This is a genomic window from Marinigracilibium pacificum, from assembly GCF_012926615.1.
Lineage (GTDB): Bacteria > Bacteroidota > Bacteroidia > Cytophagales > Cyclobacteriaceae > Mangrovivirga > Mangrovivirga pacifica.
In genome coordinates this window covers 157,823-174,239 of sequence record NZ_JABBNU010000002.1, presented here as the reverse complement: position 1 = coordinate 174,239, position 16,417 = coordinate 157,823, and the positions used below count along the sequence as shown (strand labels likewise).

Below are 16,417 nucleotides of genomic sequence, written 5' to 3'. Positions count from 1 at the left end.
ACCATCATGAAAAAAGTCTTTACTTTCAGGTTTTATTCAATACTGAACGACTTCCTTCATGATAATCAAAAGCAGGCTGATTTTGATTTCGCTTTCAAAACCCCAACTACAATCAGAGAATGTTTAATGGCTTTTCGAATTCCCATTTATGAAATAGGCAAAATTTTACTCAATAATAATGACGCATTCTTAAACGAAGAACTTTCCGAAGGTGATAGAATTAGTGTTTTCCCTCACTTTAGAAATATTATTAACGTTAATGGTGATAAGGCACCTAACTTCATTCTTGATTCACATTTAGGCAAACTTGCCAAATACCTTAGAATGCTAGGGTTTGATACTTTATATAAAAATAACTTTAAGGATGAAGAAATAAGAAATATAGCTTCACATGAAAATCGTTTTGTTCTTACCCGCGATAAATTATTAAAGAATACTCCTGACCCTAATTATTACTTTGTTCGTTCTATCAAAAAGCACAACCAATTAATAGAGATCGTAAACCTATTAGACTTAAGAAAATATTTCAATCCATTCACCAGGTGTATGACCTGTAATGAAGAGTTAATCAGAATCGAGAAAGATTTAATAATTAACAAAATTGACGAAGGTATCGCACAACATTTCAATGAGTTCTATCTTTGTAAAGAGTGCGATAAAGTGTTTTGGAAGGGAACACATTTTATGCGCATGGAAAAGTTAATAATGGATCTCATATCACAAAAGAGCTAATGGCAAAAAAAGATATCTCTGAAAGAAAAGACATAGAATTAATGGTTTCTTCATTTTATAAAGAAGTTCTGAACGATGATGTCATTGGTTATCTATTTACTGAGGTTGTGAAACTCGATTTTGATCATCATATGCCAATAATGTATGATTTCTGGGAGTCTGTTTTATTAGGAGGACGAAACTATTCAGGCAATCCAATGACACCCCACTTTAATTTACATGAAAAAGAATCTTTAAAAGAAACACATTTTGAGCGTTGGATTAAATTATGGGAACAAACTATACGCAATCATTTTGAAGGACCAAAAGCAAATGAGGCAATTTCAAGGGCTAAACAAATAGCAGGGTTAATGCAGTTTAAAATCATTGGCCTAAACAATTAAACACAGTCAATAAACCACTCTAAAAATATTGATAAAAAACCTCTTTTTAAGTATTTTACTGAGTTGTTAAATATAGAAATAATACAATTTTTAGACACAATATAAATTTATTATGAAGCATAACCCTCTGTACTTATTTTTCATTCTATTGACTTACACCATAGGTGCACAAGTCCAGCCTCTTAATCTTGAAGACATCCACAACAGTAGAAAATTTTCTGCTCAAGGTGTTTATGGTATTAATTGGATGAATGATGGACGTTACTATTCAAAAATGACTTTTGATAAAGGAAGTCAAAAAGTAATTAAGTCCGATATCCTTACTGATAAAGAGATAGAAACAATCGTTGATAGCAAAGATTTAAAATTATCAGATGGAAATCCATTAAACTTTGAAAGCTATTCTTTCAGTGCTGATGAATCTAAGCTTCTTCTTCAGGCAAATAGAGAATCTATATACAGAAGATCTTATAAGGCTGAATATTACTTATACGACAGAGAAACGAAGGCTCTTATTCCACTTGAAGAAGGTGAGAAGATAAGTTATGCTACATATTCGCCTGATGGAAACAAAGTGGCGTATGTAAAAGAAAATAACCTGTATATCTATGATATCGCCTCAAAATCAACTACTCCTATTACCAACGATGGTGAATTCAATAAATTGATTCATGGAGCTGCAGATTGGGTTTATGAGGAAGAATTTGGTTTTGCCAAGGCTTTCAAATGGTCTTCTGACAGTAAAAGCATAGCATTTTTAAGCTTCGACGAAGAAGACGTTAAAGAGTATAATATGCAAATATGGGGAGAATTATATCCTCAGGATTACAAGTTCAAATACCCTAAAGCGGGAGAAAAAAACAGCGAAATATCATTAACAGTATACGATGTTGCGAATGGTAATAAAACCAATGTAGATCTTGGATCTGAAAAGGATATCTATGTTCCTCGTTTTTACTGGACTCCGGATTCGAAATTAGTGTTCACAAAATTGAACAGACTTCAAAACCATATGAATCTGATGATAGCAGATGAAAATGGTAAAGCAACATCTATCCTTGAAGAAAAAAGTGATACTTATGTTGATGTTGAGTTTACTGATGAGTTGATTTTTATTGATAATGGAAAAAAATTCATAAAAACAAGTGAAATTTCAGGATTCAAGCATATTTACCTTTACAACATTGATGGGTCATTAGTAAAGCAAATAACAGATGGAGATTGGGAAGTATCAAGTCTTTACGGATATGATGCAGATTCTAAAACATTGTATTTCTCATCAAGAGAAGTTTCGCCATTAGAGAATCATCTTTATAGCATCAAAATTAACGGTAAAAGCAAAAAGCAGCTAACCACTGAAAGTGGCTGGCATGGAGCAAATTTCAGCACCGACTTCAAATACTACATTGCAAATTATTCTTCTGTAGAACACCCGGGGCTTTACAGGCTTTATAAGTCAGGACAAAAAACTGAAATGGCAGTTTTAGAAGATAATGCCAAACTAATAGAAACTATTGAAAACTATTATCAAGGAAAGCATTCCTTCTTCTCATTTACAACTCCTGAAGGAATTGAACTTAATGGTTATGAAATACTTCCTGCTGATTTTGACCCTTCCAAAAAATATCCTGTATTAATGTATGTTTACGGAGGTCCTGGAAGCCAGACTGTAATGAACAGAGCAGGTGGATCAAGAGAAAAATGGTTCCATTATCTTGCTCAGCAAGGCTACATAGTTGTAAGTGTTGACAACCGTGGCACAGGTGGACGAGGCAAAGAATTCAAGCATGTAACATATAAAAACCTGGGTAAATACGAAGTTCAAGATCAAATTTCTGCAGCTAAATATCTTGTGACAAAAGATTATGTTGACGCTTCAAGGATTGGTATCTTCGGATGGAGTTATGGTGGATACATGTCATCAAACTGTCTGTTTATTGGTAATGATGTGTTCAGTACAGCAGTGGCTGTTGCTCCTGTTACTACATGGAGATATTATGACACCATTTATACAGAAAGATATCTACAGAGACCACAGGATAATCCGGAAGGATATGATGAAAACAGTCCGATTACACATGCTGCGAAACTTGAAGGAAACTTCCTTTTAATCCATGGTACTGCAGATGACAATGTTCACTTTCAAAATGCTGTTGATCTTCAAACGGAACTAATAAACCAGGGTAAGCATTTTGATTCATTTTATTACCCAAATAAAAATCATGGTATCTATGGTGGTAATACAAGACTTCATCTTTTTACCCTGATCACTAAATATCTGGATAACAATTTAAAAGCAGAAGATAACAAAACAAAAGATTATACTTCTGGTCAATAAGATTTCAAAAAATAATAGCGGGTTTAAGAAAATTCTTTCCCGCTATTGTTTTTTTTACTATTTTCGGTCGAATTGTGGAAATCAAAAATTGTAATGATGTTTGAAGAGTGGACCGATTTTTTAATGATTAGTGGATTAATATTTTTAACTGTATCTGCAATTATCATTGGATATCATGTTATAAAAGTTAATTTTTTCCTGTCTCCAAAAAAGGCTTATGAGTATATAAGCAGATATGAGGTCCGTACACTTGAGTTTGGTTCTTATGCTTTAATTATTGCCGGTGCTTTTTTTATCAATACACTTTTCCCCGATTCAAAATTATTATGGTGGCTTGTTAGAATCTTCCTGACAGTAATGGCCGGATTAATCCTAAGCATCGTTATCAAATCCTACCTGAAATACTATTACCCGTTTCATCTGGAAAAAAGACTTAAAAGGCTAAGATATAAGCCAAGAGTTTCTCCAAAAACCGGCAGAAAAATGAAACTGCTAAGCGAAGAGGAAGAAGATGTCTACCTTGATGAAGGAATGCAGACTGAAGAAAATGTCTATTCAGTAGACTATGACGTCTGGATTGATGAAGCCACTGGATACACCATTATTGAAAAGTATCAGGGACATATGATTGCCTCCAGATGTCCGGAATGCAACTACAATACATTCAAAGTAGAAAAAGAAGACCTTATCAAACCTCCAAGCCTATCTACAGAAGGTAAACTTATCAAAACGTATAAGTGCAGATATTGCGGTCACGAAGAAAAGAAAACATTTCCTGTTGCTAAATTGACAGAAAATCACTCATAATTTACATATTTAACACTCGTTAGCCTCATAAGTATCAAAACGATTATTAAATAGTCGTTTTTTTACATATATTACAATTCTAATCATCATATCCCACAGCTGATTAACAATCTCTTAATAAATTCTACAGTTAATTATAAATGTAAAATTATATTCTCCACTAACAACCGTTAGTAAATGATTATTTTGCATATTTTAAAAATAAAAAATTAATATTTTGCTTGTAACCTAAAATCACAAGAACTAATATTGTAATAAGCATAAAGGTTAAATTGAAATGATGAAAGCAAGTAACATCGTAATTATCCTGATTAATATCGTGATCATTGTCATCGGACATTGACCAGGGAGATGTTATTGCCGTATCAAAAGCCGTTCTCCCATAAGAGACGGCTTTTTTCTTTAATAAAATTTGTAATCTAAATAAGCAACCGATATATGTACTTCTCTAAAAAAAGCATCGTTCTATTTGACGGCGAGTGGCGAAAAGCAGCAGATGCCGAAGTAAGTCTTTACAATCAGACTATGCACTATGGCCTTGGTGTATTCGAAGGAATGCGTGCATACAAAACTGATGAAGGCCCAAAAATTTTCAAACCCAACAGACATTTCGAAAGATTAATTAATTCAGCTAAAAAGCACAGACTCAATTTACCGTTTTCTGAAAACGAACTTACCGAGCTAGCTTATGAATTGCTTAAAAAAAATAATCTTCAAAATGCATATATCCGTCCACTAGTTTATGCAGGACCTTATATGGGCTTGAGAACTGCCCCTGCCGCACATTTTTTAATGGCTGCATGGGAATGGAACAACTACCTTGGAGAAGACCCGCTTGACATTCATATTAGCAAGTATGAAAAACTTAACCCTGCAGGAGCACATATCGAATCAAAAGTTGTTGGCAATTATGTAAACTCTATTCTTGCTTCTAATGATGCCAGAGACCGAGGGTTTGACGAAGCATTAATGCTAGACATGAATGGGTTTATTGCCCAAGGACCAGCTGCTAATTTCTTCTACGAAAAAGACGAAGTACTTTATACCCCTAAAAAAGGATACATCATGCCGGGTATCACCCGACAGACTATTATTGATCTTGCCAACGAAACTGGTTTTAAGATTGTTGAAAAAGACATCAAGCCAGAAGAGGTCCTGGATGCGGATAGTGCATTCTTTACCGGGACTGCGATAGAGGTCACAGGAATTAAATCTATCGAAGGCAAAAAGATGCATATCCCTTGGGAAGAAAGCATCGGATACAGCCTCTTTTTAATGTATCGTCGAAAAGTAACGAAAGATCATCTTACAGCATTTAATCTGGTATAATCACACATGACTTTAAATAAATACAGTAAAGCGGTTACGCAAGATCCAACGCAACCGGCAGCTCAAGCCATGCTTCATGCGATCGGCTTGAGTCCGGAAGACCTTCAAAAACCACAGGTAGGTATTGTAAGTACAGGGTACGAAGGAAACCCTTGTAACATGCATCTTAACGACCTGGCCAAAGAGGTAAAGAAAGGAACTTTAAGTGAAGACCTTGTTGGCTTAATTTTCAACACTATTGGAGTATCTGATGGGATCTCAATGGGCACGGATGGTATGAGATATTCACTTCCGAGCAGAGACATTATTGCTGACAGTATTGAGACTGTTGTATCCGGAATGAATTACGATGGATTTGCCGCTGTAGTCGGATGTGATAAAAATATGCCTGGTGCAATGATTGCGGCTGGTAGATTAAACAGACCTGCTGTTCTGGTATATGGAGGAACAATCAAACCCGGATGTTATAAAAGTAAAAAGCTTGACGTCGTTTCTGCTTTTGAGGCACTGGGGCAAAAGTTTGCCGGCACTATCAACGAAGAAGATTTCAAAGGTGTTGTAATGAATGCATGCCCAGGCCCTGGTGCTTGTGGCGGTATGTACACAGCAAACACCATGGCTTCTGCTATGGAAGCAATGGGATTAACTCTACCCTTTTCTTCATCAAACCCTGCTGAAGGAGATGTTAAAATTGCTGAATGTGTTAATGCTGGTAAAGCGTTGAAACTTTTACTTGAAAAAGATTTAAAACCGAGAGATATCGTTTCCAGAGAATCTTTTGAAAATGCTTTCAGGTTAATTATTGCTCTTGGTGGTTCTACTAATGCAGTGCTACATATGATTGCTGTGGCAAAAGCATTTGAGATACCTTTTACTCTGAATGATATAAAAGAAATAAATGCAAAAACACCTTTCATTGCCGACTTAAAGCCAAGTGGCAAATATGTAATGGAAGACTTGCATCATGTGGGAGGAACTCCTGCGGTTATGAAAATGCTTATTGAAGAAGGCCTGTTTATCGGAGATTGCTTAACAGTAACAGGCAAAACAATAAAAGAAAACCTTGAATCTGTCCCTTCACTACAAGCTGGACAGGAGATAATAAAGCCACTGAGCAATCCAGTTAAAAAGGAAGGACATCTGGCGATTTTATATGGCAACCTGGCTGAAAAAGGAGCGGTAGCAAAAATCACGGGTAAGGAAGGAGAACAATTCACCGGAACTGCAAGAGTATTTAATGGGGAATATGCTGCAAATGATGGCATTCGTGAAGGAAAAGTAAAAGCAGGCGATGTAGTAGTCATCAGATATGAAGGTCCAAAAGGTGGACCAGGAATGCCCGAAATGCTTAAACCGACCTCTGCGATTATGGGTGCAGGTCTTGGTAATGAAGTAGCACTAATTACCGACGGTCGTTTCTCAGGTGGTACTCATGGCTTTGTCGTCGGGCATATAACACCCGAAGCTCAGGAGGGCGGATTAATTGCCCTGCTTGAAGATGGTGACAAGATTACCATTGATGGGATTAGTAAAGAAATTACTGCTCATCTATCTGAAGATGAAATAAACAGGAGAAAAGCCAAGTGGCAGGCTCCACCTTTAAAAAAGACATCAGGAATATTATACAAATATGCTAAAAGTGTAGCACCTGCAGATCAGGGCTGCGTAACCGACAGTTAAAAATATGGAAACAGCTACGGAAACCGCCAAACAGGAAACACCAAAAAACTTAGAAGGCACTGAAATATCAGGTGCCCAGGCTTTAATCCTATCATTAATTAATGAAGGTGTGGATACCGTATTTGGGTATCCGGGTGGAGCCATTATGCCTGTTTATGATGCACTTTATGATTTTCAGGATACATTTAAACATTACCTTGTAAGACACGAACAAGGAGCAGTTCATGCTGCACAGGGATATTCCAGAGTATCCGGAAAAACCGGAGTTTGCCTGGCAACATCTGGTCCCGGTGCTACTAACCTGATCACAGGTATAGCAGATGCCCAGATTGATTCAACTCCAATTGTATGTATAACAGGACAGGTTTTCTCACCCCTATTAGGAACTGATGCTTTTCAGGAAACTGATGTGGTAGGAATTTCAATGCCTGTTACAAAATGGAACTATCAGATTACTGATGCATCAGAAATCCCTGAAATAATTGCAAAAGCATTTTATATAGCAAAAAGCGGTCGTCCGGGACCAGTACTTATAGATATTACCAAAGATGCTCAGGTAAATAAATTTGTTTATGAATATAAAAAATGCATAAACATCAGAAGTTACCATCCTAAACCGGTAATCAAGCCAAAAGATATTCTGGCTGCTTCTGCTATAATCAATGAAGCAAAAAAACCTTATATCGTTTTCGGTCATGGAGTAATTATTTCTGATGCACAGGAAGAACTTTTGGCATTTGCAGAAAAGGCTCAAATACCTGCAGCAAGCACTTTATTAGGACTTTCTGCTTTCCCTCCGGATCATCCGCTTTATGTAGGATATCTTGGAATGCATGGTAACTATGGTCCTAATATAAAAACTAACGAGTGCGACGTTTTGATTGCTGTTGGAATGCGCTTCGATGACCGTGTAACCGGTGATCTGAACAGGTATGCCAAACAGGCTAAAGTAATCCATATAGAAATTGACGAAGCAGAGATCGATAAAAATGTAAAAACAGACATAGCTATTCACGCTGATGCAAAAGAGGCGCTTCAAGCATTGACGGAACATGTAAAGCCAAAAATGCATGCCGAATGGCTTCAGGAATTTCGTGAATGTGAAAAAATCGAAGACGAGAAAATAGCTCAAAAAGAAAAGTTCCCTTCCACAGGACAGATAAAAATGGCCGAGGTAATCGAAAACTTATCTCAGCAAACTGAAGGCAATGCCGTTGTTGTTACTGATGTAGGACAGCATCAGATGGTTACAACCAGATATTATAAGTTCCGAAGCAAGAGAAGTAACATAACCTCAGGAGGCCTTGGCACAATGGGTTTTGCTCTTCCGGCAGCAATAGGCGCCAGACTGGGCGAAGATGATCGTGAAGTGGTAGCGGTTATTGGAGATGGTGGAGTTCAGATGTCAATTCAAGAGCTTGGAACCATTTTCCAGTACAAAATACCAGTAAAAATCATCATCCTGAATAATAACTTTTTAGGCATGGTTAGACAATGGCAGCAGCTGTTTTTTGACAAACGATACAGCAGTACCGAAATGGTCAACCCGGATTTTATAAAAATTGCTGAGGGATACAGTATTCAAGGTCAAAAAATTTCAGAACGCGAAGACTTGTCAACAGCTATAAGCACCATGTTAAATCATGATGGCCCCTATCTACTTGAAATAGAAGTAGAGAAAGAAGAAAACGTTTTCCCGATGATCCCTACAGGAGAATCAGTTTCAAACATATTACTTGGTTAAGCTATGAACACGGAAGAAACCAGAGAATTCACCTTATCGATCCTTACTGAAAACAAATCAGGTTTGTTAAACAGGATTACCATCATATTCACTCGAAGAAAGATCAATATTGAGGCTATCAATGTATCTGAAACTGAAGTACATGGTGTAAGCCGATTTACAATCGTTGTGAAGAGTACCCGTGAAAAGCTTGAAAAAGTAACCAAGCAAATTAAAAAAATAATTGAAGTCCTCGGAGCATTTTTATATGACGACAGCGAAATCCATTATCAGGAAATCGCTTTGTATAAACTCCCTACAAAGATGATCACATCGAGTAATCATATTGAAAACCTTGTAAGGAGTAGTGGCGCCCGGGTATTGACAGTTGGAGAAGAATATACAATCATCGAAAAAACAGGTCACAGTCATGAAATACTAAACCTGTTTGATCAATTAAAACCATTTGGCGTACAGGAATTTGTCAAATCCGGCCGAATAGCAATATCAAAATCAAAAAGGCAAACCGTTTCATTCCTTGAAGAGCTTGAAGCGTTAAGCCTGGTATCATAATAAAATAGAATCATTAAATTAAATCGGAAATATCATGGCTAAAATCAATTTTGGCGGAGTAGAAGAACAGGTTGTAACAAGGGAAGAATTTCCTTTGGAAAAAGCACAGGAAGTATTAAAAGACGAGACTGTTGCAGTTATCGGGTATGGTGTACAAGGGCCTGGCCAGGCACTTAACATGAAAGATAATGGCATCAAAGTTATCGTTGGTCAAAGACAACCAAGTAAAAGCTGGGACAAGGCAGTTGAAGACGGGTTCATTCCCGGTGTTGACCTTTTCTCAATTGAAGAAGCAGTTCAAAAAGGAACAATTATCTGTTACTTGTTGTCAGATGCTGCCCAGATAGCAGTATGGCCTACAATAAAAGAAAATCTGTCACCTGGAAAAACACTTTATTTCTCTCACGGATTTGCCGTAACTTATAGTGACAGAACTAATATTATCCCTCCAAAAGATGTTGACGTTATCCTTGTAGCCCCTAAAGGTTCGGGAACCAGCCTTCGCAGACTTTTCGTAGAAGGAAAAGGGTTGAACTCAAGCTACGCTGTACATCAGGACGCAACTGGCAATGCTTATAGTAAAGCACACGCACTAGGAATTGCGGTTGGTTCGGGATATCTTTTTGAAACCACATTCAAAAAAGAAGTATATAGCGATCTTACTGGTGAAAGAGGTTCGTTGATGGGTGCTATCCAGGGGCTATTTGAAGCACAGTTTACAGTACTTCGTGAAAGAGGACACTCTCCTTCTGAAGCATTTAATGAAACAGTAGAGGAGTTCACTCAATCATTGATGCCACTAATTGCTGAAAATGGTATGGACTGGATGTATGCTAACTGTAGCACCACTGCTCAGAGAGGAGCTCTTGACTGGAAAGACAAATTCAGAGATGCAGTAAAACCGGTATTCAATCAATTATATGATAGCGTAGCTTCAGGTGAAGAAGCACAACGATCAATCGACTCAAACAGTCAGCCTGATTATCGTGAAAAGCTTGAAGAAGAATTATCAGAGCTTCATAACTCTGAAATGTGGCAGGCAGGTGCAGAAGTAAGAAAGCTGAGACCTGAAAACGCACAACAACCAGTAGAATCTTAATTATTTTCAAATTTCCTCATATAGGGTGCCTGCTGTAAGGTCAATTGACCATATCAGTAGCACTCTATTCTTTTAACAGAATGGCCATGGAAGCGGAAGTCAAAAATTCACAAGTATCCCTGTCAAATATAAAAACAGCCTCATTTAGATTGAAAGCTGTAGTTAAAGAAACACCTTTAACTGATAGTATCAGGCTAAATGAAAGATATGATTGTAAAATCATGCTAAAGAGAGAAGATCTTCAAACTGTTAGATCGTATAAAATCAGGGGTGCTTACAATATGATTTCGCAGCTTGATGAAGAACAGCAAAAATCGGGTGTTGTTTGTGCCAGTGCTGGTAATCATGCACAGGGTGTTGCAATGTCTTGTTCACAACTGGGCATTAAAGCAGCCATATTTATGCCTGAACCAACTCCAGGACAAAAAGTAAACCAGGTTAAAATGTTTGGCAAAGATAATGTCGAACTATTTCTCACCGGAGATACTTTTGATGACGCATATAAACATGCCCGTCATTACTGTGACCAAAACAACATGACGTTTATCCCTCCTTTCGATCACAAAGAAATCATCGAAGGCCAGGGAACAATCGGACTTGAGATACTTCAGGATAGTCCGGAGGAAATAGACTACTTACTAGTTCCTGTTGGCGGCGGAGGACTGGCAGCGGGAATCACTACAGTTTTCAAAACGCTTTCTCCAAAAACAAAAGTTATAGGAGTTGAACCGCTGGGCGCTCCTTCACTAACAAAATCGATCGAAGAAGGTGAAGTTGTCACTCTGGATAAAATCGATAAGTTTGTTGATGGTGCTGCAGTGAAACAAATCGGCAGCCTGAATTTTGAAATCCTGAAAGATAAAATCGACAGAGTCATCACCGTACCGGAAGGACAAATATGTTCTACGATCTTAAATCTTTATAATGATGACGCAATCATTGTCGAACCAGCTGGTGCTTTAACTGTTGCTGCTCTAGAACAATTAAAAGATGAAATCAAAGGCAAGACAGTAGTTGCAGTAATCTCGGGAAGCAATAATGATATTACCAGAACCGAAGAAATCAAGGAAAGAGCCTTATTATATGAAGGCTTGATGCATTATTTCATTGTGCGATTTCCACAACGTGCAGGAGCATTACGCGAGTTCCTGACCAATGTACTTGGCCCAGGAGATGACATCGTTCACTTTGAATACTCTAAGAAAAACAATAGAGAGCAAGGTCCGGCATTAGTAGGCCTGGAATTGAAGCAGGCAAGTGATTTTAATGGACTTTTAAAGAGAATGGACTCATATAATATCACTTATGAGTACCTAAATGAGAAACAAGATTTATTTCAGTATTTGATATGAGGCGTGATTTTAGTAAATTGATATACTAAATGAACGATCATGACAGTGCTGACGGAAATAGAACACATGCATAAGGAACACCAGGTGTGGCTCGGTGACATTGCATTTTGGGAAGAAGAGTTACGATTTCTGACATCACTATGTGAGATGATTTCAGGATCCGGAAGAAATGGAGATGTTGCAAAACTCCTTAATGAGTTGGCCCATCATAAACGCATGATCAAAAGTTTGAAAGACAAAATCGTTTCTCATGAGACTTTCTTTCATCAAATGATGGAAGATGAAATTTCAGCAGAAGAAATTGAACATGATGAACACATCAAAATGCGTGTGCACATCAAAAATTTCAAGGATACCTACCGAAAATTAAAGAAGAATATATTCTTACAGAAAAAGAATATCGCAGATATGACTTCTTCGGTTTAATAACTTCATTCAGTTATTCCAGATTTCCCAGGCTCTTTCTGCTTGCATTACCAACATTTGATATCCATTCTTAACCTTTGCTCCCTGTGCTTTTCCTTCCTTCATAAATGTACTTTCAGAAGGGTTATAAACTAAATCAAATAAAATATGGTCGCTGGAAATCAAACTGTAATCAAGATCTGGTTTTGATTCCACATTAGGACTCATTCCTAAAGGAGTAGTATTGACAATTAATAGATTTTCCTTAACGAAATCAGGATTCTTCTTTAACTCCTCATAAGTTAAAACTTCCTTTGACTTAGCCCTGCTCACTAAAGTAACCTTGCAATTCATCATTTTTAAGGCTGCAACAACCGCTTTTGAGGCTCCACCTGTACCTAAAACAAGGGCTCTTTCCGGGATTTTACCGTCGGTAAAGTCTTCAAGACTTTGAGAAAACCCATAAAAATCCGAATTATAACCAACTAGTTTATCTCCTTCTTTTCTAATTACATTAACTGCACCAACCTTCTTAGCGCTGTCGTCCAGTTCGTCTAAATACTGAACCACAGTTTCTTTGTGAGGTATTGTCACATTTATCCCCTCTAATTCAGGGTTACTTTGGAATAACTTTAAAAACTCTGAAGCTTTTTCAATAGGGTAAAGTTCATAAGAAGCATTTTTAATACCTCCCTTGGTGAACTTTTCAGTGAAGTACTTTTTTGAAAAAGAATGTGATAATGGAAATCCTATTAAGCCAAATTTTCTCATTGTTCATTTTTATTTAAATGATCAGCAAGTTTTTCAAGTCCTAAAACAAACAGCACGGCAATTATCATAAAAAGGATTGCATATCCTAATTGAGGATCACCAATCTCTTGCTGGTAAGTCATTGGAGAAAGATTTGTTTCCTTTAAAACTACCTCTTCTCCTTTGGCATTTAACATAAAATCTTCAACCCTCTTCCATGGCCACACTTTATTGAGAGAGCCAATCATAAACCCGGCAAGTACACCAACAGTAATATCATGATATTTATCCAGACACCAGCTAACTACCCTTGAAAAAGAAGTTATTCCTATAATACAACCTAACCCAAACACTGCAATTATGTCAAGCTTTAAAGACTTAATCGAGTCCATTATAAAGATATATTTGCCTAAAATAAGCAAAATAAAACTACCTGAAATCCCAGGTAAAATCATTGCACAGATTGCTATACATCCCGATAAAAATACAAACCAATAAGATTCAGGAGTAGTCGCAGGAGTAAATGTTGTAATCAAATAAGCTACAATCACACCTATGACAAAAGCTATATAAACACCGGCACTTTTGCTTTTAAGGTTCTTCCATACAAGATATGCAGATACAATTATTAAGCCGAAGAAAAAGGACCAAACATAGATAGGATAAACTTCCAGCCAATGCTCTATGAAATTAGCAAATGTAAATATCGACGCACCAATACCAATGAATAAAGGTAGAAGAAAACCGCCATTGACGTGATCCCAGAATCCTTTAAAATCACCTTTCAATATTAGCCTGAAAGCATCACCGTTTAAAGAATTGATGCTTTCTAATAATTGATCGTAAATACCAGTAATAAAAGCGATGGTTCCTCCGGAAACTCCAGGAACAACATCCGCACTTCCCATTCCCAAACCTTTTAAAAATAAAATAAATGACTCCTTCAGGCTTTTCATTGATAAATTTATTAATGATTGATTATCAAATCGCTAAAATAAAAATCCCGAAGCAATATCTATGTATTACTTCGGGAAATTGATTCTATTAAAATTAATTATTTTCCTATTATGGCAGCATCTTCACCTATAAAATGCGTGAAAGTATCCCCTCTTAATCCTAATCGGATTGTTTCAAGAGAAATAACTTCATTAGGTGCTATATTTCCTAAATTAACATTTGCTCCTAAAAGCTTTATAAACCAAACCTGCTGTGCTTTTTGAGGTGCTTCCCAAATAATCTTTTCAAAAGGAATTTTTGTTAAGATTTCTTCAACCAAACCACTTCTTACTTCACCGGATGAACGGAATAAACCGACATTTCCCGATTCACGAGCCTCACCAATTACTTTCCAAGAACCGGCATCTAACTCAGCCTGCATTAAAGTAATCCATTTATATGGAGGAATAATCTTTTGATCATCTTTGGACCCAACCTCAGAAAGAACCGTCACCTGATCTGACAGTTTATTGATAAAATCACATTTGATATCATGATCAAGCTCTATACTTCCGTCTGAAACTTCAGCATATTCAAGACCATACTTATCTATAGTTTTTCTATAGTCATCAAATTGGTTTCTTACAATAAAAGCTTCAAATAGAGTCCCCCCGAAATAAACAGGGATGTCTGCTTCCTTGTATAGTTTTATCTTTTCTTTAAGATTTGGAGTTACAAATGACGTCGCCCATCCTAGCTTCACAATATCTGTATATGGTCCTGACGTTTCAATAAAATCCTCTACTTCTCTAAGACTTAAACCTTTGTCCATAGCCATGGTAAAACCATATTGTCTTGGCTTTTCAGTTCTCTTAGGAAGGTTATTCAAATCGTAGTTCATTCAGTATCGTTATTTCTAAACTGCTCAATTATTTTAAACAATGCCTTTTGAGTTTCTACTTTTGGAAAGAACTCATAAAGCACCGTATGTTTTTCGAAGTCCAAAACTAATGCATTTTCAAGATAATTAAATGCTTCCTGGTATTTACCTTCGCAAAACAAGTAAATTGTCATCCTGTAATAGAGCTCTGCCTCCTCAGGCAACTCTTCTATTGCTTCTGATATTACATTACTTGCTTCGTCAAACTCTTGAAGGTCATAATATATAAATGACCAGTCTAACCAGATGTCTGCATTTAAAGGAGCATGATTACATGCATTTTCAAAAGCTTCTATACTTTCTTTATAATTTCCGGCTTTATATTCAATCTGACCTAATGCAACCAGATAGTCTGCATTCATAGGTTCAATTTCAATAGCCTTATTTATAAAATGTAATGCTTCAAAGTTTTTATCTTGTTTGTTTAAGCATAAAGCAAGGCTAAATAAAGCCTCATGATATAATTTATCCTTTTTTATTGCTTTATGGTAGTATTTAAGAGCTGACTTATAATCTTCAAGCTTTTCGTAAGCATTTCCAAGACTACAATATACCTCTGCACTAGGCCCTTCTATATCAAGAGTTTTTTCATACGCTTCATGAGCTTTCTCAAACTCATCGGTTGTCATATATGAATTCCCCAGATTATACCACGCTGACGCAAAGTCATCATCGATATATACTGCATATTGATAAGCATCAATCGCTTTATCAAACTTTTTAAGCTTACTATAAACTATACCTAGGTTATACCAGGCAACTGCCGAATATGGATCAGAATCAATGAATTTTTGATAATAATCAACGCTAGATTCGAGTTTGCCTGTCACATCCAGACAATAGGCTAATTCATACAATGCATTTTCATGATACATATTAAGTTCAATGCATTGCTTATAAACATCTATGGCATGGTCAAACCTGCCGATAGTCTGATATGTTAGACCTAAGTTATAATAAAGCTCGTCCTTTTCTTCAGCGCGCTCAATTGCTTCCTCGTAAATTTCTATGGCTCTATCATACTCACCTTGTAATGAACAGATATTTCCTCTCAACATGGCGATTTCAATATCCCCAGGTTGAAAATTAGAGGCAGAATCAAGCATTTCTAATGCTTCTTCAAGTCTGTCAGTCCTTGTGTAGACTTTAGACTTTAATAACATGATATCGACTGAAAACGGATATTGAGCAAGTGCAGTATCACAAGCTTTTAATGCTTTACTGTACTTTTCCATTTCGATGTAAAGCTCAATGATGTCTTCAAATTGCTCAACATCTATAAATAACATCCGGTCATTGACCAGACTTTCTTCAAACCATTTGAGTAACTCCCTCTCTTCACGGTTCAATCGTGAATATTCTCCCATAGG

At 36.7% G+C, this 16,417-nt stretch carries 15 protein-coding genes; 11 read left to right on the top strand and 4 right to left on the bottom strand.

From position 1 onward, the window contains the following. Window positions 1–6 precede the first annotated feature (6 nt). From HH304_RS03265 to HH304_RS03215, 11 genes are all read left to right on the top strand, one after another. Window positions 7–732, top strand: a complete 726-nt coding sequence (locus HH304_RS03265) for a Mut7-C RNAse domain-containing protein (RefSeq protein ID WP_169678030.1) — start codon at window positions 7–9, stop codon at window positions 730–732. After that, window positions 732–1,115 (top strand): group III truncated hemoglobin, encoded by a 384-nt coding sequence (locus HH304_RS03260; protein ID WP_169678029.1) that lies wholly within the window; start codon window positions 732–734, stop codon window positions 1,113–1,115. The genes HH304_RS03265 and HH304_RS03260 overlap by 1 nt, the downstream gene beginning before the upstream one ends. Before the next feature lie 112 nt (window positions 1,116–1,227). Then, entirely contained in the window at window positions 1,228–3,453 is a 2,226-nt protein-coding gene (locus HH304_RS03255) for a S9 family peptidase (RefSeq protein ID WP_169678028.1), read from the top strand. A gap of 93 nt (window positions 3,454–3,546) precedes the next feature. Further along, on the top strand, window positions 3,547–4,260 hold the full coding sequence (locus tag HH304_RS03250) for a hypothetical protein (protein ID WP_169678027.1): 714 nt from the start codon (window positions 3,547–3,549) through the stop codon (window positions 4,258–4,260). Window positions 4,261–4,698: 438 nt separating this feature from the next. Beyond that, entirely contained in the window at window positions 4,699–5,589 is an 891-nt protein-coding gene (locus tag HH304_RS03245) for a branched-chain amino acid transaminase (RefSeq protein WP_169678026.1), read from the top strand. 6 nt (window positions 5,590–5,595) lie between these two features. Next, complete coding sequence (gene ilvD, locus HH304_RS03240) at window positions 5,596–7,269, top strand: dihydroxy-acid dehydratase (protein WP_169678025.1); 1,674 nt, start codon at window positions 5,596–5,598, stop codon at window positions 7,267–7,269. A 4-nt stretch (window positions 7,270–7,273) separates the two neighbouring features. Continuing rightward, window positions 7,274–9,013, top strand: a complete 1,740-nt coding sequence (gene ilvB / locus HH304_RS03235; protein WP_169678024.1) for a biosynthetic-type acetolactate synthase large subunit — start codon at window positions 7,274–7,276, stop codon at window positions 9,011–9,013. Between the two features lie 3 nt (window positions 9,014–9,016). Next, on the top strand, window positions 9,017–9,565 hold the full coding sequence (ilvN, locus tag HH304_RS03230) for an acetolactate synthase small subunit (RefSeq protein ID WP_169678023.1): 549 nt from the start codon (window positions 9,017–9,019) through the stop codon (window positions 9,563–9,565). A 34-nt stretch (window positions 9,566–9,599) separates the two neighbouring features. Next, window positions 9,600–10,664 carry a ketol-acid reductoisomerase gene (ilvC, locus tag HH304_RS03225; RefSeq protein ID WP_169678022.1) on the top strand — a complete coding sequence of 355 codons (1,065 nt, stop codon included), beginning with the start codon at window positions 9,600–9,602 and terminating at the stop codon, window positions 10,662–10,664. A gap of 86 nt (window positions 10,665–10,750) precedes the next feature. Further along, window positions 10,751–12,016 carry a threonine ammonia-lyase gene (gene ilvA, locus HH304_RS03220; protein WP_408631350.1) on the top strand — a complete coding sequence of 422 codons (1,266 nt, stop codon included), beginning with the start codon at window positions 10,751–10,753 and terminating at the stop codon, window positions 12,014–12,016. A gap of 39 nt (window positions 12,017–12,055) precedes the next feature. Next, entirely contained in the window at window positions 12,056–12,442 is a 387-nt protein-coding gene (locus HH304_RS03215; RefSeq protein WP_169678021.1) for a hypothetical protein, read from the top strand. A gap of 9 nt (window positions 12,443–12,451) precedes the next feature. On the opposite strand, the gene HH304_RS03210 is transcribed toward HH304_RS03215, so the two are convergent. From HH304_RS03210 to HH304_RS03195, 4 genes are all read right to left on the bottom strand, one after another. Then, entirely contained in the window at window positions 12,452–13,192 is a 741-nt protein-coding gene (locus tag HH304_RS03210; protein WP_169678020.1) for a shikimate dehydrogenase family protein, read from the bottom strand. Next, complete coding sequence (locus tag HH304_RS03205; RefSeq protein WP_169678019.1) at window positions 13,189–14,127, bottom strand: DUF368 domain-containing protein; 939 nt, start codon at window positions 14,125–14,127, stop codon at window positions 13,189–13,191. Before HH304_RS03205 ends, HH304_RS03210 begins: the two co-directional genes overlap by 4 nt. A 98-nt stretch (window positions 14,128–14,225) precedes the next feature. Further along, window positions 14,226–15,008, bottom strand: coding sequence for a phosphosulfolactate synthase (locus HH304_RS03200; protein ID WP_169678018.1), 783 nt, complete (start codon window positions 15,006–15,008; stop codon window positions 14,226–14,228). After that, a complete protein-coding gene (locus HH304_RS03195) occupies window positions 15,005–16,414 on the bottom strand; it encodes a tetratricopeptide repeat protein (RefSeq protein ID WP_169678017.1) in 1,410 nt (469 codons plus the stop codon). Before HH304_RS03195 ends, HH304_RS03200 begins: the two co-directional genes overlap by 4 nt. Window positions 16,415–16,417: the final 3 nt, after the last annotated feature.

Coding starts and splice junctions, on each gene's coding strand:
- HH304_RS03210 (WP_169678020.1), bottom strand. CDS start 13,192: ATGAGAAAATTTGGCTTAATAGGATTTCCATTATCACATTCTTTTTCA.
- HH304_RS03250 (WP_169678027.1), top strand. CDS start 3,547: ATGATGTTTGAAGAGTGGACCGATTTTTTAATGATTAGTGGATTAATA.
- ilvD (WP_169678025.1), top strand. CDS start 5,596: ATGACTTTAAATAAATACAGTAAAGCGGTTACGCAAGATCCAACGCAA.
- HH304_RS03260 (WP_169678029.1), top strand. CDS start 732: ATGGCAAAAAAAGATATCTCTGAAAGAAAAGACATAGAATTAATGGTT.
- ilvC (WP_169678022.1), top strand. CDS start 9,600: ATGGCTAAAATCAATTTTGGCGGAGTAGAAGAACAGGTTGTAACAAGG.
- HH304_RS03245 (WP_169678026.1), top strand. CDS start 4,699: ATGTACTTCTCTAAAAAAAGCATCGTTCTATTTGACGGCGAGTGGCGA.
- ilvA (WP_408631350.1), top strand. CDS start 10,751: ATGGAAGCGGAAGTCAAAAATTCACAAGTATCCCTGTCAAATATAAAA.
- HH304_RS03200 (WP_169678018.1), bottom strand. CDS start 15,008: ATGAACTACGATTTGAATAACCTTCCTAAGAGAACTGAAAAGCCAAGA.
- HH304_RS03215 (WP_169678021.1), top strand. CDS start 12,056: ATGACAGTGCTGACGGAAATAGAACACATGCATAAGGAACACCAGGTG.
- HH304_RS03205 (WP_169678019.1), bottom strand. CDS start 14,127: ATGAAAAGCCTGAAGGAGTCATTTATTTTATTTTTAAAAGGTTTGGGA.
- ilvB (WP_169678024.1), top strand. CDS start 7,274: ATGGAAACAGCTACGGAAACCGCCAAACAGGAAACACCAAAAAACTTA.
- ilvN (WP_169678023.1), top strand. CDS start 9,017: ATGAACACGGAAGAAACCAGAGAATTCACCTTATCGATCCTTACTGAA.
- HH304_RS03255 (WP_169678028.1), top strand. CDS start 1,228: ATGAAGCATAACCCTCTGTACTTATTTTTCATTCTATTGACTTACACC.
- HH304_RS03195 (WP_169678017.1), bottom strand. CDS start 16,414: ATGGGAGAATATTCACGATTGAACCGTGAAGAGAGGGAGTTACTCAAA.
- HH304_RS03265 (WP_169678030.1), top strand. CDS start 7: ATGAAAAAAGTCTTTACTTTCAGGTTTTATTCAATACTGAACGACTTC.